We start from the raw sequence: 23,124 nt of genomic DNA, 5'->3' as shown, positions 1-23,124 counted from the left end.
TTGCGGTTATGGGCATGAGAAACGGGGAAGCTGGAACGGGTTACGGATGCTGTTCGGGGCAAACTCCAGCGTGACCTGATGTCCGTCGACGTTGAAGGTGGCCTGACGGCTCAGGCTACCCGCGCCAGGACTGGTGCGCGCCTTGTCGAAAAAGCGGTTGAGCGCCCAGGAACCGTTGGTCACCAGCGTTGCGGTGCTGCCATTGGCAAGACCGAGCTGCATACGCACCTGGTTCGTCCCGCCCGGCCCCGGCCAGGTCATGATCTGCACCGCCTGCGGACCGTGGCTGTAGCGCAGCAGTTGGCCGTCCACGTCCAGCGTCAGGTTCAGAATGGTATTGTCCATACGCACGGTGCGCACCGTCACCTTGAAGGATGGCGTGGTCGCGCCGTTTGCGAAGAAGGCATCGCGGACAGACTGCGCCTGCTGGAACGGACGCAGCAGCCCTTCACTGCCCGGCAGCGTTTTACCGTCGATGCCCGGCATAAAGCGCCAGTTCGCCTGGGTGGTGTCCACCTTGTTGGTCAGGTTGTCGCGGAAAAAGGTGTCCATCAGTCCGGTGCCCGGCGCGAACATGCGGGCGAGATCGTCCGGCGTCACCTCGGTGCTGGCGCTGCGCACCAGCGGATAACGCCCGGCAATCGCCTGACGGCAGAACCCACCCACTTCCATGTTAATGCGCTTACGCACGTTCTCCAGATCGCGACGCTGAGTGTCGCTGCTGGCGCCGACGGCCATATTGCTGAACATGGTTTGCAGCCCGCCCGGCAGACGTCCCGCGCTGGCTTGCAGGCGGCTGATTGCATCGCCGCCCGGCGCAGGCATACCGCTGTTTGCCGCATCCTGAACGGCGGTCAGGTAGCGATAAAGCTCGTCAACCTGCTTAAGAAAATCATCAAAGACGATGGTCTTGCCGCCCTTCTCCAGCGGCTGCGCCAGCTCAATCATCGGCGCATAGTGGTCGGTCACCAGTTGCTCAGGCGCCTGCGTCACAACCGCGCCCTGCGTCGGGGCATTGTCACCGTTGCTGAACAGTGCTTCCAGCGTGCGGGTGGCGCGGTTGCTTTGGTCTTCCGCTTTCTGCGCATCTTCCGGCGCAGGCGCAGTGCGCGACAGGGTCAGCACCTTGCTCAGGTTAAGTACCAGACGGCGCAGCGGCGAATTGGTGCCTGAAAGCAGGCGCGCGGTGTTTATACGCTGGGAAAGATCGGCGCTGTTGTTGAGCTGAATGTCAGCGAGAAAGCGATCCCAGTTAACGATAAAGTCGCGCATGTAGAGCTGACGCACGGCGTTGTCGATCTGCTGTTTATCTTCCTGGGCAGTGGTCGCTCCCAGTACCCAGACATCGTCCTCGTGCAGGGCAGTGGTCACGCTGTCGATCTGGTCGTTGAAGCTTTTCCAATAGCCGTCCGGCGTGTAGAGGCCCGGTACGCCCTCACTCACCGGCTTGCCGCTTTTGCGCGAAAACACCAGCTCGCTCTGCGGGCCGCCGAGATCAGAAAGCGAAACCGGCTTCAGGTTCTCATCATGCTCCAGCAGACGTTTCAGGCGGCCATATACACGTGTTGAGAGCGGCTGCTGGTTGATCAGCGCCCTCTCGCGGGCCACCAGATCCTCATCCTGCGCATACGGTGAAGCCTGAATTTTTGGCTCCAGCAGCTGGGTCAGGTGCCATTCCAGCTCCTGAAGCTGCGCCTGCGTCACGTTCTGCGGCAGGTTGCGTTGCAGGTTGAGCATTACCCACGAGTGCAGGAATTTACCGTCATAATGCTTAGGCTGGTAGAGCATCTGATAGGCTTTCAGCGCCTCATAGCTGTACTCCACGTCGCTGCCGTTGTCGTTGCGCAGCCAGGTGGTAATGTGCATCGCCACGGCAGGCAGCAGCATCTGATCCAGCGCCTTCTGATACAGAGACTGCGAGGCATCGCTGACGTCATCCCCGCGATAAAGCCCCATGCGGCGGGAAACCGGCGGGTTGTTAACGTCGAAGGCATCGCTTTTCGGCAGATCCACCAGTCTGTTAAGCAGCGGCAGAAGCGCAAACAGATCTCGCTGGGGCTGGTTTTGCAGCGCCTTGCTCTGCTGCTCCAGCATCGGCACTTTTGCATCTACCTCTTCCAGATAAGCTTTATTTTTGGCGTAGCTGGTCAGCCACAGACCACCCAGGATCACCAGCAGGGCCAGCAGCGCCGCGTAGCCGGACCACATCACGGCGCGGTTGCGCAGCTCCCACCAGCGGTTTTCCCCGGCGATGCCCGCTTCCTGGAAAATCACGTTTTGCAGCAGATTTTTAATGAAGAAGCTTTGGCCCTTCGCGCCCGGGATCGGCGCCTCTTTGCTTACCGAATCCCAGCGCGTGCTTTCCTCCCCTTCAGGTAAGGAGAGCGCGCGGTTCAGCTCGCCCATCACGCGGTCAAACGGCATCCCTTCCTGGGTGCCGCTGGCAAAGTAGATGCCGCGCGGCGAAAATTCGGTTTCGAAGTTTGAGCGGGCAAAGACCGTGCTCAGGTAGTCTGCCAGCAGCGGACGCAGCGCGGCGAACTCCTGCGGGAAGAGATAGGCTTCCGCACGGGTTTTGGCGTCATGCTCTTTAAGCATGGTTTCCGGCAGGCCAGCATCCAGACGCTGTTGCAGCAGTGAAAATTCCTGCTGGAAGTTGCCCATCAGGTCGTAATCGGCGTGTTTGGTCTGCTCCCACGGCAGCGTAAAGCCCCAGATCTGATCGCGCTGGGCTTTGTCGTAATCCGCAAACCAGGCGCGGAAGCCTTTAAGCAGATCCGCTTTGGTCACCATCACATACACCGGAAAGCGAATACCCAGCTGTTCATGCAGCTCGGAGAGACGCTGGCGCAGGTTGACCGCCTGCTGGCGGGAGGCCTCAGCGGACTGCGAAAGCAGGTCGGAAATGCTGATGGTGATAATCACGCCGTTGATGGGCTGGCGACGGCGGTATTTACGCAGCAGGTTGATAAATTCCAGCCACTCCCCGGCGTCCTGAACCTGCTCGCTCTCCTGAGTGGTGTAGCGCCCCGCGGTATCCAGCAGAACCGCCTCGTTGGTAAACCACCAGTCACAGTTGCGCGTGCCGCCAATGCCGCGCAGCGCGGTTTTACCGAAGCGGTCCGCCAGCGGGAATTGCAGCCCGGAGTTGGCCAGCGCGGTGGTTTTACCTGAACCCGGCGCGCCAATAATGACGTACCACGGCAGCTGATAGAGGTACTGCGTACTGAAGCGCTGCGTCCACTGCGCGCCATGTCCCGCTTTGCTGAAGTGGGCTTTTTTCAGCATCTGGGCGGCTTCATCGAAACGCCCGGCAAGGATCTGCTCCTCGCTGTTCAGACGTTTCTGCGGATCGGCCGCCTCCGGGCTGGTGGTATTTTCGTTAAGCTTGTCCATCAGCTTACGGTTCAGCCAGGCGTTATACAGCCGCGGCAGAATGTGGCTCTGGGCCCAAATCAGGTAGACCACCGCAATGCTGATGACGCGGTTCTGCTCTGATTCAAGGGGCCGGGTGTCCACGATGGACAACAGCGGGCCAATCATCCAGATGACCGCCGCGAGCGCCGTTACGCCCAGGAAGCTCCACAGAATGCGATTGGTCAGTATAGAAAGTAGAGTAGTCAGCATCCTTAGTTTCCTTGCGGCAATCCGTTCAGCTCGGCCTGGGTATTGTCAGGCGATACCAGCAGCGTAATCTCCACGCGGCGGTTACGGGCGCGATTTTCAGGCGTCGTGTTAGGCGCTACCGGGTTGATCTCGCCCCGCCCTTCGGCTTTGACGCGCTCAGGCTGCGAGAGGCTACCCTGGAGCTGTTTTTGCACCGAACGGGCGCGCTCAAGCGAGAGTTCATAGTTAGAGGCGAAGCGTGCGCTGCGGATCGGCACGTTGTCGCTGTACCCCACCACCAGAATTTTGCCGCTGACGTTATTCATCGCCTGGGCGATGCGGTCGATGACCGGCTCATAGCGATCGCGCACCACCGTTGAGGCCGAGGCAAAGAGTCCGTCCCCTTTCAGGATCACCACGCTGCGATCCGCCTCATCCTTAACGGCCACCAGACCGGCATCAATTTCCGGTTTCAGGAAGCCGCGCAGGTTCAGTACCGCCGGCAGCTGGCGCGCAGGTTGCTGGATCGTGGTTTCCGGCAGTTGGGACTGGTAAATTTTCGCCAGCACCGGGCTGGTGTTATCACCGAGACGCCAGTTCAGCACGATATAGAACAGACAGGCGATAAAGCCGACCAGCGCCACGCACGCCCAGAGTGGAATCATCGGCCGCCAGAGCTTGCGCAGAACGGGGCGATCTTCCGGGTGCGGCGAGAGCGGCGGCGGGTAGCTGCCGCGAACGCCACGGATCATCTGCCACAGGCGCTGTTTGATGGTTTCAAGCTGGGTCCGGCCATTGTCCAGTACGCGGTAGCGGCCTTCAAAGCCGAGCAGCAGACAGTAGTTGATCATCTCCAGCAGCAGAATGTGTTCGCGCGGATTCTGCGAAAGACGTGCCAGCAGCTGGAAAAACTTCTCGCCACCCCAGGTTTCGTTATGAAACGTCACCAGCAGACCATTGCTTGACCAGACGCCGCTGCTTCCCCAGGGGGTCAGAGCGGCGGCTTCGTCCAGCGCCGTGCAGAGGCAGTAGCGCGCGCCGACAATCACTTCATACGGTAAGCCCGCCTGCTGGCATCGCACCTCGAAACGGCGAATTTCGTCAATCAGGCGCTGGCGCAGCCCGACCTGATCGTCGTGGGAAACCGAATGACGGATTTGCGGAATCGCATTGAGCAGCGGATTGGCGGCCGCCACCAGCTGATTGTTCCCACTGGCTCCGGTAAACACGGCATCACTGCCGGTATCCTGTCGTTCCTGCATATTAAGCGCTCGCTTTATTATTCTGTCGGGCTACGGATGGCCCAGAACTCCATATCGAGACCCGGGAATTCCCCTGCGAGATGCAGCGCGAATGCCCCAGACTTGTCCATCTCGTGCCACAGTTCGCTGCCCCTCTCGAGCTCGAAATAGCTGTAGCCTGCATGCCACGGGATCTGCGGCGGCGCGACGGGCATTGCCCGAAGCATGATGCCCGGCAGCTGGAGCTGAACCAGATCGCGAATTTTCGAGACTGGCGCAACCTTCATCTGGGCAGGGAAATGGGTTTGCAGGTGTTCGCCGGGGACATTGGCTTTTACCGCCAGCACGAAGCCAAATTCGCGGACCATGCTGGTCTCCGGCACGGTGGCGATGTTAAGACCGTGAGAGCGTTCGTGCAGCGGCAGCTGGATGGCATGATCTTCCATGACCAGCGACAGCCCCTGACGCAGCATCAGCATCAGTTTGCCGAAGCAAAGGGCGAGATCGTCATGGTCGTATACCGGCAGTACGCTCTCTGCGGTACGCTGCGGCGTCCAGGTGGCGAGTTCCGTGGCAAACGGCAGCCAGCTTCGCCAGAGCGCTTCAGGGTGAAGCAGCGGCAGCGTTTTTAAATGTGAGATGTCGCCAAGGTGGCGGTTGATCAGCGAAAGAAGCGTGAACTCAACCATCTCGGACGTATTGAAACGCCCCGGCTGGCGCAGGCGGCCGCCGATCTGCTGGCTACGCTGCACCAGCAAGCCGTGCAGGTCATTGATCATGCCGTACAGCTGCGGGCTGTTATTGGCGTTCAGCATTGGCGGGATGTAGCTGTTATCCAGCCGCACGTGGTTGTCGTTGCGCTTTTCAGCGACGCACGCCACGCCGATGGCGGTCCATTCTGCCGTCAGATCTTTCTCCAGCATCAGGGTCAGACGCAGGCGGCCAAACTGAACCGTCGCTTCCCCGACCGACATGGCGTTGTCGTCTTCTACCTCTTGTTCAAACGTAATAAAACGCGCCAGAGAAGAGTGCTCCTCGCTGAAAATCACCTCTTCACGTCCACCGCGACGAACCGGCAGCGCAAGCACCACCTTTTCATTGGTAAGATTATCGGGGATTTTTAGCGGGGCCGGACCGTTGCGGTCGCTGCGCACCTGGAAAAAGGTGCCGTCAGGGAGCAAACCGCTACAGTAGCTCAGGGCAATACAGCCCTGGCGAAGCATCGCTTCATCCAGCTCAAGGTCGAGAAAGCCCCAGAGATACGAACGCTGCAAGGCCCCCCACTCACGAACGTGGTTGAGGAGGTAACTTTCTGTCCGCTGAAAATGGTGGGGACGCAGGAACATGCCCTCGGTCCAGACGACCTTTTCTGCTTTCGTCATGATGATCTCTTTCCTGTTATGAAGGGCGTTACTGGCTGATGACCCGGATACCATTTACGTCAAGGAAGACGCTGGCCTGGAGTTCATCTGCGGACCATTTCCAGAACTGGTAAATCGCGTTTTCGCCTGGAACAGGCAAAGGAAGTGAGACGCGCCATTTTTTGCCGTCCAGTGCCTGGTATTCCGCCATTACGCCGATATAGCGCGCTTCCGGTGAGCTTTGACCGCTCAGGGTTTTCGAAAGCTGGCCCGGCATCAGGAAGAACACATCGCTGTTCAGCAGATTCGCGCCAAGCGTGGCTGACGCGTTGTTCTGTAAGGAGTAGAAGTCGCTGGACATGAAATCCGCATCGGATTTCAGCAGCAATACTCTGACCTTAAGCGGTGCAGAATCATTGATTTGAGGATGAGCCTGAAACTGAAGATTGTAGCGGGAGGGGTCGCTGTGTGAAGACGACGTACAACCACCGATCAGCGCGAGAATCAGCGCAAAAAAAGGGAACCACATCCGATGGAAATTTTTATTATTCATAAAAATATGCTCGTGAAACCCGTTTAGTTCAGGATCCAGGTACCGTTCGCGCTGTCTTTGCAGGCTTTGCTGTTGCCATCGACATCAACACAGGTGGTTTTCTTGCGCGCTTTAGGGCGCAGTGCCTGTTTACGCACGGTGGCTTCGTACTGGTCGGCCTTGATCACGGCACGCATCGGCACGTAACCAATCAGCTGTTCACTCCCATCATCGGCCAGCGCCATCCAGAAATGTTCAACCTGCCCAAGCACGACGTAAGTTTTTCCGGTCTCAAGCGTACGGATCACTTTTCCACCGTAGTCAGGACGGCTCATCAGGGATGCCGGGTACATAGCACGATACGGTTCATTCACCTGAGTGAACTCCGCCGGAGGGGTAACAGCGTGACGGTGCGTCAGCGTGATGCCATTAACCTGGCTGGTCACAATCGTATCATCGGTGATCGCTGGTTTTTGCGGCGCCTTACAGCCCGCCACCGCCATAACAAACAGAAGTGATAACAATACACGCAGTTTCATATGCTTTTCCGTAGCGATATTTAGAGGATGAAGAGAGGGGATAAAATTTGACTTAGGTGCTATTGTTAAAAATAGTCAGGTTTTTCCGGGGCGTTACTATTATTTGGGCATAGCTACCGCACGAGCCTTCGAGAATAAGGCCCAGCGTAATCCTGACATATTTTGACAAACGGTAAACAAGTTTACATGAGCTTATCGCCTTTTCAATATTTCCTTTTTCGCTACTGCTGATTCATGAGGCATTCGCCTCATTCTGAGATTAATCTGAAAAATAGAGAAATCGCGCAATTAACTGATTTAAAGACAAAAAAACCCAAAAGAGAACCATTATCACTAACGTAATACCACTATTTCTGCCACTACCATAATTAGTAGAACGGAGAATTTTTCAGTTGCATATGAATATATCTCACACGAATTATTTGTTGTATCGATAGCTAATCGTCAATACTCAGGACGATGTCCCATCAAATTAAGAAAACACAGTAAGGATGAAAAAATTAATTTCACGCCGCAAATTAACTTTATGCTCTCCCCCCTTCTTAAGATAATTTTCTTTCGTCTGGGCCGTATGAATAATTAAGCCTGACTACAATCTTGCTCGCCAAAGCATTGCTCAAAATATAACCCACCCTTTCCAGGTAATGAATAAAGACGCTGCTTTCGACAGGCGAACTTCATTTGGCATTTTACCGTCACTACACTATTGCTTGCTTTCCACCACTCCGACGACTTATTACAAACATGATGAAAATTTGTTATGAGTTCTTTGCTTTCCCGCACCATAGCTTACAGGCCGAGCGGTAAAAACAGGTTAAGTGGGTATCAAAATATGTGCCGTTGCCGGCATCGGGGTTGACCAGAACCGTGCTCGGTAACGGTCAACGTCCTCCACTTGACTTATATTGTAAGAAAGGTACTTTTCATGACATGAAGAAGATCCTGATAATCGTTCCTGATGGTGGCATGTTGTTTGAAGCCGCCGGTATAGCCGACATTCTGATGCAGGCCAACCGTCTGCACCCTGACGGTCTGGCGCAGCCCCGCTACCGCATCATTATTGCCACTACCCAGCCTCACCTGGTGATCCATGGCCAGTCCGGCTTAAATCTGCTGGCGGACTATCGCCTGCCGGAGCTGGATCCGCGCGAGCCGCTGGACACGATTATCATCACCGGCCGTGGCATGAATGAGCAGGAAAGCACTGCGGTGGTGGACTGGCTGCACCTGGCCGCGCCGCATGCGCGACGAGTCGCCTCTGTCTGCGGCGGGGCCCTGCTGCTGGCACAGGCCGGACTTCTCGATGGGCGCCGGGCAACGACCCACTGGCGGCTTCTGGAAACGTTGAAAACCCGCTATCCTGCGGTCAACGTTGAGGGCGGCCCGCTCTATGTTCAGGATGGTCCCGTCTGGACATCCGGCGGCGTCAGTTCCGGGTTTGATCTGACGCTGGCGCTGGTGGAGGATGATTACGGCTTCACCCTCGCCCGCAACGTGGCGCAGGATATGGTGATGTACCTGCGCCGGCCTGGCGGCCAGCTACAGTTCAGCCGCTATAATCTGGAGCAGTCCGGCGCGACCGGACCGGTTAGCGAACTGCAAAGCTGGATCCTGCAAAACCTCACCGCAGATTTGTGCGTCGAAAGGCTGGCCGAACGGGTCGCCATGAGTCCGCGCAATTTCACCCGCGTGTTCACGCGTGACGTCGGTGTACCTCCGGCCCGTTATGTCACCGAAGCGCGCCTGGCCGCCGCACGACAGCTTCTGGAGCAGACCCCGTATCCGCTTGAGGTCATTGCCGAAAAAAGCGGGTTTGGGACTAGCATCAACCTGCGCCGCGTTTTTGAAAAGCAGCTTCATCTCACGCCGGGGGAATATCGCCAGCGCTTCCACTGCCGCAGAATGGCGTAATCTGATCCTTTTTTGTCATTTACGCCAACCGACCTGACACCTACAGTAACTCCAGACAACACAGATAAGGAGTGCATCATGGTTAAGGTCGGTATTAACGGTTTCGGCCGTATCGGACGTAATGTCCTGCGCGCGGCGCTGGGCAATCCGGATCTCCAGATTGTGGCCATTAACGATCTGACGGACAGTAAAACCCTCGCCCATCTGCTGAAATATGACTCTCTGCTCGGCATGCTACCGGTACCTGTGGAAGCGGCGGACGGCGCGCTACAGGTTGACGGGCAACGCATCACCGTATTCAGTGAACGCGACCCGGCAAACATTCCGTGGAAAGACGCTGACGTTGAGGTGGTAATTGAAGCCACCGGTTTCTTCACCGAACGTGATAAAGCGGCGGTGCATATCACGAGCGGCGGCGCAAAACGCGTCATTATTTCCGCCCCGGCTAAAAATGATGATCTTACGGTGGTAATGGGCGTGAACCACACGCTGTACGATCCGGCCCAGCATTTTGTGGTCAGTAACGGGAGTTGCACCACTAACGGTCTGGCGCCAGCGGCGCAGGTGCTGCACCAGCAGTTTGGCATTGAACACGGGCTGATGAACACCACGCATGCCTACACCAACAGCCAGGCGCTGCATGACCAGCCAGAAAAAGATCTGCGCGGCGCGCGTGCGGCAGCATTATCGATTGTGCCTTATTCCAGCGGCGCGGCAAAAGCGCTCGGGAAAGTAATCCCCGAACTGGACGGTAAACTCACCGGGTATTCCCTGCGCGTGCCGGTGCCAGTGGTGTCGATTGTCGATTTGACGGTGACGCTGAGCCGCAACGTGACCGCCGAAGAGGTGAATGACGCGTTCCGTCAGGCTGCCGGTAGCGGGCCGCTGAAAGGCATCCTGGGCTACAGCGATGAACCGCTTGTCTCCAGTGATTATCAGGGCGACCCGCGCTCATCCATTATCGACGGGCTTTCAACGCTGGTGATTGGCGGAAATATGGTGAAGATCCTGTCGTGGTATGACAACGAGTGGGGCTTCTCAAACCGTCTGGTGGATTTGGCGGTGCTGATGGATAAAAAAGGGTTGTAGGGCTTAAGCCGGGTGGCATGAAGCTTACCCGGCCTTTCCGTGGTGTGGTTAAAAATTAAGTAATCCAACCCTGGTGTAGTGAAAGCGCACCCGAATTATCTGGTTATGCGAAAAATGGGACATTCAACACGCGAAGTTATCGATATTCGTCTAAGGTTTTCAGGTAATTGACAACAGCGGTCACGCTGCTCAGCGAAGACAGGAGACGAACCGATGATAAGACCTCGCGCACGACGCCCCGCTTTTTTACCCCTTGCGTTGGCAGGCGCACTACTCGGTGTTACCGCATTTGGTTATGCTGAAGACCAGCCAACGAGCCAGCAAAGCTCACCTGATATTCTTCTTGGCCCCCTCTTTAATGACGTTCAGAGCGCCAAACTGTTCCCGGATCAGAAAACCTTCGCGGATGCCGTTCCCAAAAGCGACCCGCTGATGATCCTGGCGGATTACCGGATGCAGCATACCCAGTCCGGTTTTGACCTGCGTCACTTCGTGGAGATGAACTTTATCCTGCCGAAGGAGGGTGAGAAATATGTTCCCCCTGAGGGCCAGAGCCTGCGCGAACACATAGACGATCTGTGGCCTGTGCTGACCCGCACCACCGACAAAGCGAACAAATGGGACTCCCTCCTGCCTCTGCCAAAACCCTATGTCGTGCCGGGAGGACGATTCCGCGAAGTCTATTACTGGGACAGCTATTTCACCATGCTGGGGCTAGCCGAGAGCGGCCACTGGGATAAGATCGGCGACATGGTGGACAACTTCGCATACGAGCTTGATACCTGGGGCCATATCCCTAACGGTAACCGCAGTTACTACCTGAGCCGCTCTCAGCCGCCGTTCTTTTCTTTGATGGTGGAACTGTTGGCCACGCATGACAGCGACGCGTTGAAGAAATACCGTCCGCAGATGGAGAAGGAGTATGCCTACTGGATGGAGGGGGCTGATGGGCTCCAGCCTGGTCAGGCAAACAAACGCGTAGTGAAGCTGGATGACGGCTCCCTCCTCAACCGCTACTGGGACGATCTGGACACGCCACGCCCTGAGTCGTGGCTGGATGACGTGACCACCGCCAAAAATAACCCTAACCGTCCGGCCACCGAGATTTACCGTGATTTGCGCTCTGCCGCGGCCTCGGGCTGGGATTTCAGCTCCCGCTGGATGGACGATCCCCAGAAGCTGGGTACCATCCGCACCACCAGCATCGTGCCGGTGGATCTGAATGCGCTGATGTTTAAGATGGAAAAACTGCTGGCCCGTGCCAGCCAGGAAGACGGGGATACCGCAAGTGCAAGTAAATATGACGCGCTGGCCTCCGCACGTCAGAAAGCCATTGAGAGCCACCTGTGGAACGATAAAGAGGGCTGGTATGCGGATTACGATCTGAAAACCAGGAAGGTGCGTAATCAGCTGACTGCCGCGGCCCTCTTCCCGCTGTATGTGAAGGCCGCATCACAGGATCGCGCCGATAAAGTGGCCGCAGCCGCATCGTCGCGCCTGCTGAAACCGGGCGGTATTTCTACCACCACCATCAACAGCGGGCAGCAGTGGGATGCGCCGAACGGCTGGGCGCCGTTGCAGTGGGTAGCGGTGGAAGGATTGCAGAACTATGGTCAGCAGAAAGTGGCGATGGACGTGACCTGGCGTTTCCTGAAAAACGTTCAGCATACCTACGATCGCGAGAAGAAACTGGTTGAGAAGTACGATGTCTCTTCGACAGGTACCGGCGGTGGCGGCGGTGAGTATCCGTTGCAGGACGGTTTCGGCTGGAGTAACGGTGTGACGCTCAGGATGCTGGACATGGTCTGCCCGAAAGAGAAGCCGTGCGACAGCGTACCGGAGAATCAGTCTGCGGCAAACGATGATGTTGCACCTGCTAAACAGGCGGCGCAGTAGCGCCCCTCACCCTAACCCTCTCCCCAAAGGGGCGAGGGGACTGTTCAGTGCGGTAACGCCACCGGGCTTTTTTCAGAAGCTGTAGCTCGCCCCGACCTGGAAGGTGCGGTCGCGGCCTATCCAGCAGTTGGTCGCGTCATAGCAGGTGAGCGTCTCTTTGTTGGTGACGTTCTGCGCGCTCGCTTTCAGCGTCAGCCCCTCCAGCGATGGCGCCAGTTCGCCCATGCGGTAAGATGCCGCCAGATCGTACTGCGTCGTACCGCCCAGCTTGCCTGCATCATTGGCTGGCGAGATCTCCATCGGCCCGGTGTAGCGTGCACCAGCCCCCAGCGTTAACCCTCTCAGCGGCGTGCTGTCAAAGGTGTAATCTCCCCACAAATTAAAGGCGTTCTCAGGGACCTGCGTCGGTCGTTTGCCCTGGTACTTGTCATCTTCGGTATTGATGGCGTGGGTGTAGGCATAATTGGCAATCAGCGTCAGGTTATCCGTTGGACGACTAATAGCGGAAAGCTCCGCGCCTTTCGATTCCACTTCCCCGGTCTGTCGGTAGTTGAGGAAGCCCGGATCGCTGGTCACCACATTTTTCTGACGAATGTTAAACACCGAGGCGGTGAAGGTAGTTGCATATTCCGCCAGCAGATATTTCACCCCACCCTCCACCTGCTTACTGGTGGTGGGCTTAACGTCTTTCGCGGTCAGCGTACCCTGCGGCGATACCGGTGCGAAACCTTCCGAATAGCTGATAAACGGCGAGAGACCATTTTCGAAGGCATAAAGCGCCCCCAGTCGTTTGGTGAGGCGATCCTGCGATACCCAAGCTTTGTCACCGTTTTGCAGATAGTTGGTGGTGACGGAACGGTAGTCGTCAAAGCGCAGGCTGGCCAGCACGTTAAGCCCGCCAAACGCAATCTGATCCTGAAGGTAATAGCCATTCTGCTGATAGCCGAGACGGTTTTTCTGCGCGGTTTCAAGCCCCAGCGCATCGTTATCGATCTGCGAGTGATCCGGATTGCGCATATCGATACCCGGTGTGGACGAGGCGTAACGATAATGGAAGTGAGAGTTCAGCTTCTGGTAGTCAAAGCCCGCCAGCAGATGATGTTGCCAGTCCCCCAGCGCGACGGTTCGGGTAACCTGGTTATCAATGTTGAAGCTCTGCAAATCTTCATCCGTGGTATAGGCGAAGCGGTTAAGCTGGTAGACCTCGCTGCCCGTCCCGGTGGAATAGGCGCTGCGCTGGTGGGTATCCACGTCAAAGTAGCGCGCTTTCTGGTTAAAGCCCCAGCCACTGTCAAACTCATGCTCAAAGCTGTAGCCCAGCATCCACTGGCGCTGTTTGAAGCCGCTCCACTCATCCCCGGCATAGTCACGACGATCGGCGTATTTAGACCGCAGATAGCTTAGCGGCATCGGATCAGACGGCGTCAGGCTCGGCGTATTTTGCGCCAGCGCGTCAATGGTCAGGCGCGTTTTGTCATCCGGCTGCCAGGTCACGGAGGGGGCCACCAGATAGTTTTCATAGCGCGTGGTGTGCGCCTGTTCGTCACTTTCCGTCGCTTTGCCCAGCAGACGATAGTTCCAGTCGCTGTTCGCGATCTGCCCCGTGGAATCCAGGTACCCCTCTTTCAGATTGCGGTTTCCGGTATTAAAGCCCAGTTCCGTTTTCGCCTCTTTCTGCGGCTTTTTACTCTGAATATTGACCAGCCCACCCGGGGAGCCGCCGCCATACAGCACGGATGACGGCCCCTTCAGGATATCGACGCTCTCAATCAGCAGCGGATCGATTCGCGCTTTGGAGTTCCCGGTGACGTTAAAGGGAAGTTGCAGGCCGTTGTAGAACTCCTGATCGACGTTGAACCCGCGAATTTTATATTCGCTCATATAAGAAGTGCTGCCGCGAACCTCCGTGGAAACGCCCGGCGCATAGCGCAGGATCTCGTTTACCGAACTGGCGTGCCGCTGCTCAATCTCTTTAGCGGCGATGGTGTTGATCACCTGCGGCGTTTTACTTTCCGCGACGGCTGATTTCGTGGCGCTATTGGTCCAGGCAGGGAGCGCGCTGCCCTGCTCTGTACCGGTTACCACGATGGTGGGTTCTTCTGCGAAAGCCTGTGTCTGCAATGCCAGCGTAACGGCGCCTGCCAACGCGCATAACGCAAAACGTGAGGTGCTCATAGTGTCGTCTTATTATTAGATGATATTGGGAACGACAATTATTATCATTTTTATTACCGAATCAATATCAGCGGAGAAAAACAGATCGTTTGTATTAAGTTTCATGCCAGCGTGCCGATAACCCAGAGACAGTCTGTCATCTATCGAGGAGCCATCTGGCGTGAGTAGCTACAGTGAGCAGTTCCTGAAACAAAATCCGCTGGCTGTATTAGGGGTGTTACGCGACCTGAAAAAGGGCGAGGTGCCGCTGCGCATCAACTGGTCAACCAGCCAGTTTATCAGCAAGATCCTGGACGTGACGGCAGAACACCTGATCGTGGATCTGGGTAGCCAGAGCGATGAAAACCGTGCCGCGCTACAGGCAGAAAACCTCTCGGTGATGGCCGAAACGCAGGGGGCTAAAGTTGAGTTTATACTGCCTCACCTGACCACGATCGTGTACCAGGGTTTGCCTGCGTTTATCACCCCCCTGCCCGCTAATCTCTGGTTCGTGCAGCGCCGCGAGTTTTTTCGCATCAGCGCCCCGCTTCACCCGGCCTACTTCTGTAAGGCAAAAATGCCGGACAAGAAAGAGATCCGCTTTCGTCTCTTCGACCTGTCGCTGGGCGGCATGGGAGCGTTGATGGATATGCCGAAGCCGGAAGGGCTGGTGGAAGGTATGCGTTTTAGTCAGATCGAGCTGGATATGGGCGGATGGGGACGCTTCTGGTTTGACGCCCAGCTGATTGCCATCAGCGAGCGCAAGGTGGTGGACGGCAAAAACGAAACCATTACCACGCCGCGACTGAGTTTTCGCTTTCTGAATGTCGGGCCAGGCGCCGAGCGCGAACTACAGCGCATCATTTTTTCACTGGAGCGTGAAGCGCGGGAACGCGCGAATAAAGTGCGCTGAAAGGCGTCGGGCAGCGTGCTGCCGCCCGACAAAGACGTTACATGGCGTCCATTGCTTTCTGTACTTTCCAGATATAACGTGGAGCCTGTGCTGACGGATGATTCTTCACAACGTGTTCGAAGAATTCATCTTTATCCATATCGTTAATCTCTTCTATCGCCTCTTTGCGATCGGATGAGAAGGTTCGGAGCAGCGCGCCAGCTCCGTTAACGTACGACACCACCAGCGCATATTGCATCACTTCCGGATCGTCAATCCCCTTCAGAATGCCATGCTCCAGAATGCTCAGGTAAGCGGTTCCCATAGAGATATTACGTTCCGGGTTTTTCAGCTCGCTGGTGGATGGCTGTCCCTTCCAGCCCATGTAGCGATAGACCTCTCTTCCCGCCGTAGAGGCTTTTAACTGCATCAGCCCCACCGCATTCGATTTACTCACCAGCGTCGGGTTACCGCCGGACTCCACGGCGATGATCGCGGTGATCAGGCGCGGGCTCACGCCCCAGGCCTTCCCGGCTTGTTCGCTGATCGGCATCCACTGCATGGCCCGCTTTACCGGGACTTCAGGATTCCAGGGGGGATTTTTATAATCATGTTTTGAACTACAGCCAGCGAGCAACACAATCAAAAAAGCAAACCATCTCAATTTCACGTCATCTATCCTTATAGCCGGTCATCGCGGTACGTCGCCCCTTGAAGCAGGCGGCGTATAAGCGGCATGATATAGACAATTAGATTCTCATTCAGCAAGGAATTGCCATGCCTCAGTTTCATCTCATTGCACCGTCGGGCTACTGCATCAACCAGGAGGGGGCACAGCGGGGCGTTCAGCGCCTGCTGGAAATGGGCCATCAGGTAGAAAATCAGACAATTATCCCCCGCCGCATGCAGCGTTTTGCCGGTACGGAGGCGCAGAGACTGAGCGATATCAACAGCCTGGCGACGCTGGAAGGTGAAAACACTATTGTGCTGGCCGTGCGCGGTGGCTATGGCGCAAGCCGGCTGCTGGAGAGCATCGACTGGGCCGGGCTGGCCGCACGCCAGCAGCAGGATCCGCTGTTAATCTGCGGACACAGCGATTTCACGGCGATCCAGCTCGGCCTGCTGGCGTTGCATAACGTCATTACCTTTAGCGGCCCGATGCTGACCGGCAACTTTGGTGCGCCGGAGCTGGATGCGTTTACGCAGGACCATTTCTGGCGCGCCCTGCAAAACCCGACGTTTACCGTCGCGTGGCAAGGCAACGGACCGCACTGGGAATGTGAAGGGCAGCTGTGGGGCGGAAACCTCGCGATGTTGGTATCGCTGATTGGGACACCGTGGCTGCCGCAGATCGAGGACGGCATTCTGGTGCTGGAAGATATCAACGAACACCCGTTCCGCGTCGAACGCATGCTGTTACAGCTTTATCACGCCGGGATCCTGGATCGGCAGTCGGCCATTGTGCTGGGCAGTTTCAGCGGGTCAGCCCCCAACGATTACGACGCGGGCTACACGCTGGAGACGATGGTCGATTTCATTCGTTCCCGGCTGGATATCCCGGTGATCGCCGGTCTGAATTTCGGCCATGAGCAGCAAACCGTTACCTTGCCTCTGGGTGCCCGGGCGCACCTTGCACACGGTAATTCAGGCAGTCGGTTAACAATCAGCGGTCATCCGGTCTTAAAGGCATAAAAAAGCCGTTATTCCCCCTCAATAAAACGCAGATACAGTTGTTAATATGTTAGGGTTTTAATAACAGCGTTCACATTGAGGTGGGAGTAAGACGACATTGAGTGCCACAGCGATAATCAGTCTTTTCATTCTGGGTTCCATCCTGGTAACCTTCAGCATTTTATTAAGTTCATTTTCATCGCGCCTTGGCATACCTATTCTTGTCATTTTCCTGGCTATCGGCATGCTGGCGGGGGTTGACGGAATCGGCGGTATCCCCTTCGATAATTACCCTTTCGCCTATATGGTAAGTAACCTCGCGCTGGCGGTGATCTTGCTGGACGGCGGCATGCGCACCCAGGCAAGTTCGTTTCGCGTTGCCTTAGGCCCGGCGCTGTCTCTGGCTACCGTCGGCGTGCTAATCACCTCCGGCCTGACCGGTATGATGGCAGCCTGGCTGTTTAACCTCGATATGATGGAAGGCCTGCTTATTGGCGCGATTGTCGGCTCTACCGATGCGGCGGCGGTGTTCTCGCTGCTCGGCGGCAAGGGGCTGAACGAGCGCGTTGGCTCCACGCTTGAGATTGAATCCGGCAGCAACGATCCGATGGCGGTGTTCCTGACCATCACCCTGATTGAGATGATCCAGCAGCACGAAACTGGCCTGAGCTGGATGTTCGCCTGGCACATCCTCCAGCAGTTTGGCCTCGGGATTATCATTGGTCTCGGCGGCGGTTACCTGTTACAGCAGACAATCAACCGTATTACGCTGCCTTCCGGCCTTTACCCGCTGCTGGCCCTGAGCGGCGGGATCCTGATCTTTGCCGTCACCACCGCGCTGGACGGCAGCGGTATTCTGGCGGTTTACCTCTGTGGATTCCTGCTGGGCAACCGACCGATTCGTAACCGTTATGCGATACTGCAAAACTTTGACGGGCTGGCCTGGCTGGCACAGATCGCCATGTTCCTGGTGCTGGGCCTGCTGGTGACGCCTTCCGACCTGCTGCCTATCGTCGTGCCAGCGCTGCTTTTGTCGGCCTGGATGATCTTCATCGCCCGTCCGCTGTCGGTGTTTGCCGGGCTGCTGCCGTTCCGCGGGTTTAACCTGCGTGAGCGGATATTTATCAGTTGGGTGGGGCTCCGCGGCGCGGTGCCGATTATCCTGGCGGTTTTCCCGATGATGGCCGGGCTGGACAACGCTCGTCTGTTCTTCAACGTCGCCTTCTTCGTGGTGCTGGTATCGCTGCTGTTCCAGGGGACGTCGCTGGGCTGGGCGGCGAAAAAAGCCAAAGTGGTGGTACCGCCCGTTGGCTGGCCGGTCTCCCGCGTGGGGCTGGATATTCATCCAGACAACCCGTGGGAACAGTTTGTCTATCAGCTAAGCGCCGATAAGTGGTGCGTGGGTGCTTCGCTACGCGATCTGCATATGCCCGCTGAAACGCGCATTGCCGCCCTGTTCCGGGATAACGCCCTGCTTCACCCGACCGGCAGCACGCGGCTGCGAGAGAACGATATCCTCTGCGTGATTGGCCGCGAGCGCGACCTGCCTGCCCTTGGCAAGCTGTTCAGCCAGTCGCCCCCGGTGGCGCTGGATCAGCGTTTCTTCGGCGATTTTATCCTCGAAGCCAGCGCCCGCTTTGCGGATGTGGCGCTGATTTATGGGCTGGAGGGAGGAATGGAGAATCGCGATAACCAGCAAACACTGGGCGAGATTATTCAGCAATTATTAGGGGCTGCACCGGTCGTCGGTGACCAGGTGGAGTTTGCCGGGATGGTCTGGACAGTGGCCGAGAAAGAGGATAACGCGGTGCGCAAAGTCGGCGTAAGGCCGATGGAGGAGGAGGCGGAGTAGCTGCTTTTTTGCCGGGTGGCGCTAACGCTTACCCGGCCTACGTTCGGGCTTTTGTAGGCCGGGTAAGGCGAAGCCGCCACCCGGCACACACATGTTACACCGTCACAACAGGCACTCTTGACGCCAGCGCGCACATCAGTTCATACCCGACAGTGCCCGCCGCAGCGGCCACATCATCAATTTTAACCTCGTTGCCCCACAGCTCAACCGGTGAGCCGATCCCCGCCTGAGGACATGGCGTCAAATCAATAGCCAACATGTCCATTGAGACGGTGCCTACCGTGCCCGTACGCACGCCATCGACCCACACCGGCGTACCGCTCGGGGCGATGCGCGGATAACCATCTGCATAGCCCCCCGCCACGATACCGATACGCTGTTCGCCCGCTGCCCGATAGCGGCTGCCATAGCCCACCGTATCGCCCGCTTTCAGGGTTTGCACGCCGATAATTTCGCTTCGTAACGTCATCACCGGCTTCAGGCCGCTGTTGGCGATATCCTGCCACTGACCTGAGGGTGACGCGCCGTACAGAACGATCCCCGGGCGCACCCAGTTGTAATGCGCCTCGGGATGCCAGAGCGTTGCCGCTGAGTTCGACAGCGAGCGCGGACAGTCCAGCCCTTCTTCCGCCTGCTCAATGCGGACCATAGCATCGGCAATGCCGTCCGGCTTTTCCGCATCGGCAAAATGCGCCATCAGCGTCATCTCACCGACGTTTTTCAGCGCACGAAGCTGCTGCCAGACCGTGTGCACACGTTCAGGCTGGAAGCCCAGACGATTCATACCGCTGTTCACTTTGAGATAGATATCCAGCGGGGCATGCAGCTTCGCGTCCTGAATGGCCTTGATCTGCCAGTTACTGTGAACGCTGGTCGTCAGGCGGTACTTATCCAGCAGAGGCAGATCTTGCGCATGGAAGAATCCTTCCAGCAGCAGGATCGGTCCTTTCCAGCCGCGCTCACGCAGCAGGATGGCCTCTTCCAGATTCAGCAAGGCAAAACCGTCGGTGGCGCCGAGCGCACTCCAGATACGGTCGATACCATGACCGTAGGCGTTGGCTTTCACCACCGACCAGACACGAGAACCCGGCGCAGCACGGCGAACAATTTGCAGGTTATCCTTCAGCGCCTGCAAATCCAGCTGGGCCAGAATGGGACGGGACATGACGACTCCTTAATTATGCGCGCCGTGCAGGTGTTGTGGACGCGAGGGGGTAAACCCTGATTGATAGCGTGCGGCGCTTAAATCGTCAAACGGAATTGCCGGCGTCCGCCCGGAAATCAGGTCGCTAAGCAGCTGGCCCGAACCGCAGGCCATGGTCCAGCCAAGCGTACCGTGGCCGGTATTTGTCCACAGATTTTTGTAAGGCGTACGGCCCACAATCGGCGTGCCGTCCGGGGTCATTGGACGCAGGCCGGTCCAGAACGTCGCCTGCTCAATGAAACCGCCGCGCGGGAAGAGATCGCCGACGACCATCTCCAGCGTTTCACGACGTGGTTTGAGCAGTTCGGTATTGAAGCCCACGATTTCCGCCATGCCGCCGACGCGGATCCGGTTATCGAAACGGGTGATGGCGATTTTGTAAGTTTCATCAAGAATGGTTGATACTGGCGCGCCGCTGTCCTCTTTCACGGGAATGGTCAGGGAGTAGCCTTTCAGCGGATAGACCGGGATATCCAGGATCCCTTTCAGCATCGCGGTAGAATAGGATCCGAACGCCATCACGTAAGCATCGGCTTTGATCACCTCTTCTCCACACTTCACGCCGTAAATCTTCTCCCCTTCCGACAGCAGCTTGTCGACAGAGGTGTTGAAGCGGAATTTCACCCCGGCCTGCTCACACATGCGCGCCAGACGCTGGGTGAAAAGCTGGCAGTCGCCGGTTTCATCGTTCGGTAAACGCAGGCCGCCCGTCAGCTTGTGCGCGACCTCGGCAAGTGCTGGCTCCACCTGGGCAAGTTGGCTGGCTTCCAGCAGCTGATAGGGTACGCCCGCATCTTCAAGCACGGCGATATCGCGGGTCGCGTTTTCGTACTGTTGCGCGGTACGGAACAGCTGAAGTGTGCCGCCCTGGCGCCCTTCATATTCGATCCCCGTTGAGGAACGCAGCGCTTTCAGGCAATCGCGGCTGTATTCTGCGAGGCGCACCATGCGCCCTTTGTTTTCCATGTAGTGGCGGGTGTCGCAGTTGCGCAGCATCTGCCACATCCACTTAAGCTGGAACTGTGTGCCGTCAAGGCTTATCGCCAGCGGCGCATGTCGCTGAAACATCCATTTGATCGCCTTCAGCGGAACGCCCGGGGCCGCCCACGGCGCAGCGTAGCCCGGGGAGATCTGCCCCGCATTCGCCGCACTGGTTTCCAGCGCCGGACCGGATTCGCGATCGATAACGGTAACCTCATGTCCCGCCTGACTTAAATACCAGGCGCTGGTTACGCCAACGACACCACTTCCCAGTATGACAACACGCATAGCCACTCCATTATGAGCAAAAGAACAATCATCTAATTACAGATTGATAACCTAGCTGAAAATATTATTCAACATATGACTTTTTTATGGTGACTCAACTCACATATCCCGCTGTATCAGGGGATAGCGCTTATTTGGGATCTCCTGCTGCGCGTTATTTTTAACCAGTAGAAAATTCTGCGAGCACCGCTTTTTTTGCCGTATCGAAAACGGGAAATCGCAAAGAAAAAATTTCTGCGCCCCGCGTATTTGAATGGGGTGATCTATGCTTGAAAGGAGGCTCTCCAGTCAGAGAGAGCGACCAACAACGAGGGCGCGCTAATGGCTACACTAGATTCCATGTCAAGGGACAGCACCCGTCTGAGCGATGGACCCGACTGGACCTTCGAGTTGCTGGATGTCTACCTGGCGGAGATCGACCGGGTGGCCAAACTCTATCGTCTGGACACCTATCCCCATCAGATTGAAGTCATCACCTCGGAACAGATGATGGACGCTTACTCCAGCGTCGGGATGCCGATTAACTATCCGCACTGGTCGTTTGGTAAAAAATTCATTGAAACGGAGCGACTGTATAAGCACGGACAGCAGGGGCTGGCGTATGAAATCGTTATTAACTCTAACCCGTGTATTGCCTATCTGATGGAGGAGAACACCATTACCATGCAGGCGCTGGTGATGGCGCACGCCTGCTATGGACATAACTCGTTCTTCAAAAATAACTATCTGTTCCGCAGCTGGACGGACGCCAGCTCCATCGTCGATTACCTGATCTTCGCCCGCAAATACATTACCGACTGCGAAGAGCGCTACGGCGTGGACGAGGTAGAGAAGCTGCTGGACTCCTGCCACGCACTGATGAATTACGGCGTTGACCGCTATAAGCGTCCGCAGAAGATCTCATTGCAGGAAGAGAAAGCCCGGCAGAAGAGCCGCGAGGAGTATCTGCAAAGCCAGGTGAATATGCTGTGGCGCACCCTGCCGAAACGTGAGGAGGAGAAAACCGTCGCCGAGGCACGGCGTTACCCTTCCGAGCCGCAGGAAAACCTGCTCTACTTTATGGAGAAGAACGCCCCACTGCTGGAGCCGTGGCAGCGTGAGATCTTGCGCATCGTGCGCAAGGTGAGCCAGTATTTCTATCCTCAGAAGCAGACCCAGGTGATGAACGAAGGCTGGGCGACCTTCTGGCACTACACCATTCTTAACCACCTGTATGACGAAGGAAAAGTCACCGAGCGGTTTATGATGGAGTTTTTGCACAGCCACACCAACGTGGTATTCCAGCCAGCGTATAACAGCCCGTGGTACAGCGGCATTAACCCGTACGCACTCGGCTTTGCCATGTTCCAGGATATCAAGCGTATCTGCCAGTCGCCCACCGAAGAGGACAAATACTGGTTCCCGGATATTGCCGGTTCTGACTGGCTGGAAACGCTGCACTTCGCGATGCGTGATTTTAAGGATGAGAGCTTTATCAGCCAGTTCATGTCGCCGAAAATCATGCGTGATTTCCGCTTCTTCACCGTACTGGATGATGACCGCAACAACTACCTGGAGATCTCTGCGATCCACAACGAAGAGGGCTATCGTGAGATCCGCTCGCGCCTGTCGTCTCAGTACAACCTGAGCAATCTTGAACCGAACATTCAGGTCTGGAATGTGGATCTGCGCGGTGACCGCTCTTTGACGCTGCGCTATATCCCTCACAACCGCGCACCGCTGGATAAGGGGCGTAAGGAAGTGCTGAAGCATGTGCATCGCCTGTGGGGATTTGACGTGTCGCTGGAGCAGCAGAATGAAGATGGCAGTGTGGAGCTGCTGGAGCGGTGCCCGGCGCGGTTGAATACGTTGTAGATTTTTTACCCGGTAAGCGAAGCGCCACCGGGCGAAAAAAACCTCTCAATCGA

16 protein-coding genes are annotated in these 23,124 nt (G+C 56.7%); 7 read left to right on the top strand and 9 right to left on the bottom strand.

Features of this window, described 5'->3' with window-relative positions:
- Positions 1-6: 6 nt before the first annotated feature.
- From tssM to L350_RS18750, 5 genes are read right to left on the bottom strand one after another with little or no spacing between them, the layout of a single operon-like run.
- Positions 7-3,627: a type VI secretion system membrane subunit TssM gene (gene tssM, locus L350_RS18730; RefSeq protein ID WP_032624076.1), complete on the bottom strand. Its 3,621-nt coding sequence runs from the start codon at positions 3,625-3,627 to the stop codon at positions 7-9.
- Between the two features lie 2 nt (positions 3,628-3,629).
- Complete coding sequence (locus tag L350_RS18735; RefSeq protein WP_003859963.1) at positions 3,630-4,868, bottom strand: DotU family type VI secretion system protein; 1,239 nt, start codon at positions 4,866-4,868, stop codon at positions 3,630-3,632.
- A gap of 17 nt (positions 4,869-4,885) precedes the next feature.
- Positions 4,886-6,229, bottom strand: coding sequence for a type VI secretion system baseplate subunit TssK (gene tssK, locus L350_RS18740; protein ID WP_022648417.1), 1,344 nt, complete (start codon positions 6,227-6,229; stop codon positions 4,886-4,888).
- A 28-nt stretch (positions 6,230-6,257) separates the two neighbouring features.
- A complete protein-coding gene (tssJ, locus tag L350_RS18745) occupies positions 6,258-6,761 on the bottom strand; it encodes a type VI secretion system lipoprotein TssJ (protein WP_022648418.1) in 504 nt (167 codons plus the stop codon).
- A 23-nt stretch (positions 6,762-6,784) separates the two neighbouring features.
- Positions 6,785-7,279 carry a hypothetical protein gene (locus L350_RS18750; RefSeq protein ID WP_023300336.1) on the bottom strand — a complete coding sequence of 165 codons (495 nt, stop codon included), beginning with the start codon at positions 7,277-7,279 and terminating at the stop codon, positions 6,785-6,787.
- Positions 7,280-8,209: 930 nt separating this feature from the next.
- Between L350_RS18750 and L350_RS18755 the strand changes: the two genes are divergently transcribed.
- From L350_RS18755 to L350_RS18765, 3 genes are all read left to right on the top strand, one after another.
- Positions 8,210-9,190, top strand: a complete 981-nt coding sequence (locus L350_RS18755) for a GlxA family transcriptional regulator (RefSeq protein WP_023300337.1) — start codon at positions 8,210-8,212, stop codon at positions 9,188-9,190.
- 78 nt (positions 9,191-9,268) lie between these two features.
- On the top strand, positions 9,269-10,279 hold the full coding sequence (gene gap, locus L350_RS18760; RefSeq protein WP_023300338.1) for a type I glyceraldehyde-3-phosphate dehydrogenase: 1,011 nt from the start codon (positions 9,269-9,271) through the stop codon (positions 10,277-10,279).
- Between the two features lie 213 nt (positions 10,280-10,492).
- Positions 10,493-12,175, top strand: a complete 1,683-nt coding sequence (locus tag L350_RS18765) for an alpha,alpha-trehalase (protein ID WP_032624075.1) — start codon at positions 10,493-10,495, stop codon at positions 12,173-12,175.
- 72 nt (positions 12,176-12,247) lie between these two features.
- On the opposite strand, the gene L350_RS18770 is transcribed toward L350_RS18765, so the two are convergent.
- On the bottom strand, positions 12,248-14,350 hold the full coding sequence (locus L350_RS18770; protein WP_032624074.1) for a TonB-dependent siderophore receptor: 2,103 nt from the start codon (positions 14,348-14,350) through the stop codon (positions 12,248-12,250).
- A gap of 160 nt (positions 14,351-14,510) precedes the next feature.
- On the opposite strand from L350_RS18770, the gene L350_RS18775 reads away from it, so the two are divergent.
- Positions 14,511-15,242 carry a flagellar brake protein YcgR gene (locus tag L350_RS18775; protein ID WP_032624073.1) on the top strand — a complete coding sequence of 244 codons (732 nt, stop codon included), beginning with the start codon at positions 14,511-14,513 and terminating at the stop codon, positions 15,240-15,242.
- A gap of 37 nt (positions 15,243-15,279) precedes the next feature.
- Here the strand turns inward: L350_RS18775 and emtA are convergent, their stop codons facing one another.
- A complete protein-coding gene (emtA, locus tag L350_RS18780; protein WP_022648424.1) occupies positions 15,280-15,891 on the bottom strand; it encodes a membrane-bound lytic murein transglycosylase EmtA in 612 nt (203 codons plus the stop codon).
- Positions 15,892-15,998: 107 nt separating this feature from the next.
- On the opposite strand from emtA, the gene ldcA reads away from it, so the two are divergent.
- Positions 15,999-16,913, top strand: coding sequence for a muramoyltetrapeptide carboxypeptidase (gene ldcA, locus L350_RS18785; RefSeq protein ID WP_032624072.1), 915 nt, complete (start codon positions 15,999-16,001; stop codon positions 16,911-16,913).
- A gap of 97 nt (positions 16,914-17,010) precedes the next feature.
- A complete protein-coding gene (locus tag L350_RS18790) occupies positions 17,011-18,744 on the top strand; it encodes a potassium/proton antiporter (RefSeq protein WP_023306465.1) in 1,734 nt (577 codons plus the stop codon).
- 94 nt (positions 18,745-18,838) lie between these two features.
- Here the strand turns inward: L350_RS18790 and dadX are convergent, their stop codons facing one another.
- Positions 18,839-19,909, bottom strand: a complete 1,071-nt coding sequence (dadX, locus tag L350_RS18795) for a catabolic alanine racemase DadX (protein ID WP_032624071.1) — start codon at positions 19,907-19,909, stop codon at positions 18,839-18,841.
- 9 nt (positions 19,910-19,918) lie between these two features.
- Entirely contained in the window at positions 19,919-21,217 is a 1,299-nt protein-coding gene (locus tag L350_RS18800) for a D-amino acid dehydrogenase (protein ID WP_022648428.1), read from the bottom strand.
- Positions 21,218-21,538: 321 nt separating this feature from the next.
- Between L350_RS18800 and L350_RS18805 the strand changes: the two genes are divergently transcribed.
- Positions 21,539-23,071, top strand: a complete 1,533-nt coding sequence (locus L350_RS18805) for a SpoVR family protein (protein WP_022648429.1) — start codon at positions 21,539-21,541, stop codon at positions 23,069-23,071.
- Positions 23,072-23,124 lie beyond the last annotated feature (53 nt).

Source organism: Enterobacter sp. MGH 4 (assembly GCF_000534735.1).
Taxonomy (GTDB): Bacteria; Pseudomonadota; Gammaproteobacteria; order Enterobacterales; family Enterobacteriaceae; genus Enterobacter; species Enterobacter intestinihominis.
This window is presented reverse-complemented; position numbering and strand designations above follow the sequence as displayed.

Excerpts from the sequence above, each read along its gene's own strand:
- tssM (WP_032624076.1), bottom strand. The coding sequence starts at position 3,627 with ATGCTGACTACTCTACTTTCTATACTGACCAATCGCATTCTGTGGAGC.
- L350_RS18735 (WP_003859963.1), bottom strand. The coding sequence starts at position 4,868 with ATGCAGGAACGACAGGATACCGGCAGTGATGCCGTGTTTACCGGAGCC.
- tssK (WP_022648417.1), bottom strand. The coding sequence starts at position 6,229 with ATGACGAAAGCAGAAAAGGTCGTCTGGACCGAGGGCATGTTCCTGCGT.
- tssJ (WP_022648418.1), bottom strand. The coding sequence starts at position 6,761 with ATGAATAATAAAAATTTCCATCGGATGTGGTTCCCTTTTTTTGCGCTG.
- L350_RS18750 (WP_023300336.1), bottom strand. The coding sequence starts at position 7,279 with ATGAAACTGCGTGTATTGTTATCACTTCTGTTTGTTATGGCGGTGGCG.
- L350_RS18755 (WP_023300337.1), top strand. The coding sequence starts at position 8,210 with ATGAAGAAGATCCTGATAATCGTTCCTGATGGTGGCATGTTGTTTGAA.
- gap (WP_023300338.1), top strand. The coding sequence starts at position 9,269 with ATGGTTAAGGTCGGTATTAACGGTTTCGGCCGTATCGGACGTAATGTC.
- L350_RS18765 (WP_032624075.1), top strand. The coding sequence starts at position 10,493 with ATGATAAGACCTCGCGCACGACGCCCCGCTTTTTTACCCCTTGCGTTG.
- L350_RS18770 (WP_032624074.1), bottom strand. The coding sequence starts at position 14,350 with ATGAGCACCTCACGTTTTGCGTTATGCGCGTTGGCAGGCGCCGTTACG.
- ldcA (WP_032624072.1), top strand. The coding sequence starts at position 15,999 with ATGCCTCAGTTTCATCTCATTGCACCGTCGGGCTACTGCATCAACCAG.
- dadX (WP_032624071.1), bottom strand. The coding sequence starts at position 19,909 with ATGTCCCGTCCCATTCTGGCCCAGCTGGATTTGCAGGCGCTGAAGGAT.
- L350_RS18800 (WP_022648428.1), bottom strand. The coding sequence starts at position 21,217 with ATGCGTGTTGTCATACTGGGAAGTGGTGTCGTTGGCGTAACCAGCGCC.
- L350_RS18805 (WP_022648429.1), top strand. The coding sequence starts at position 21,539 with ATGGCTACACTAGATTCCATGTCAAGGGACAGCACCCGTCTGAGCGAT.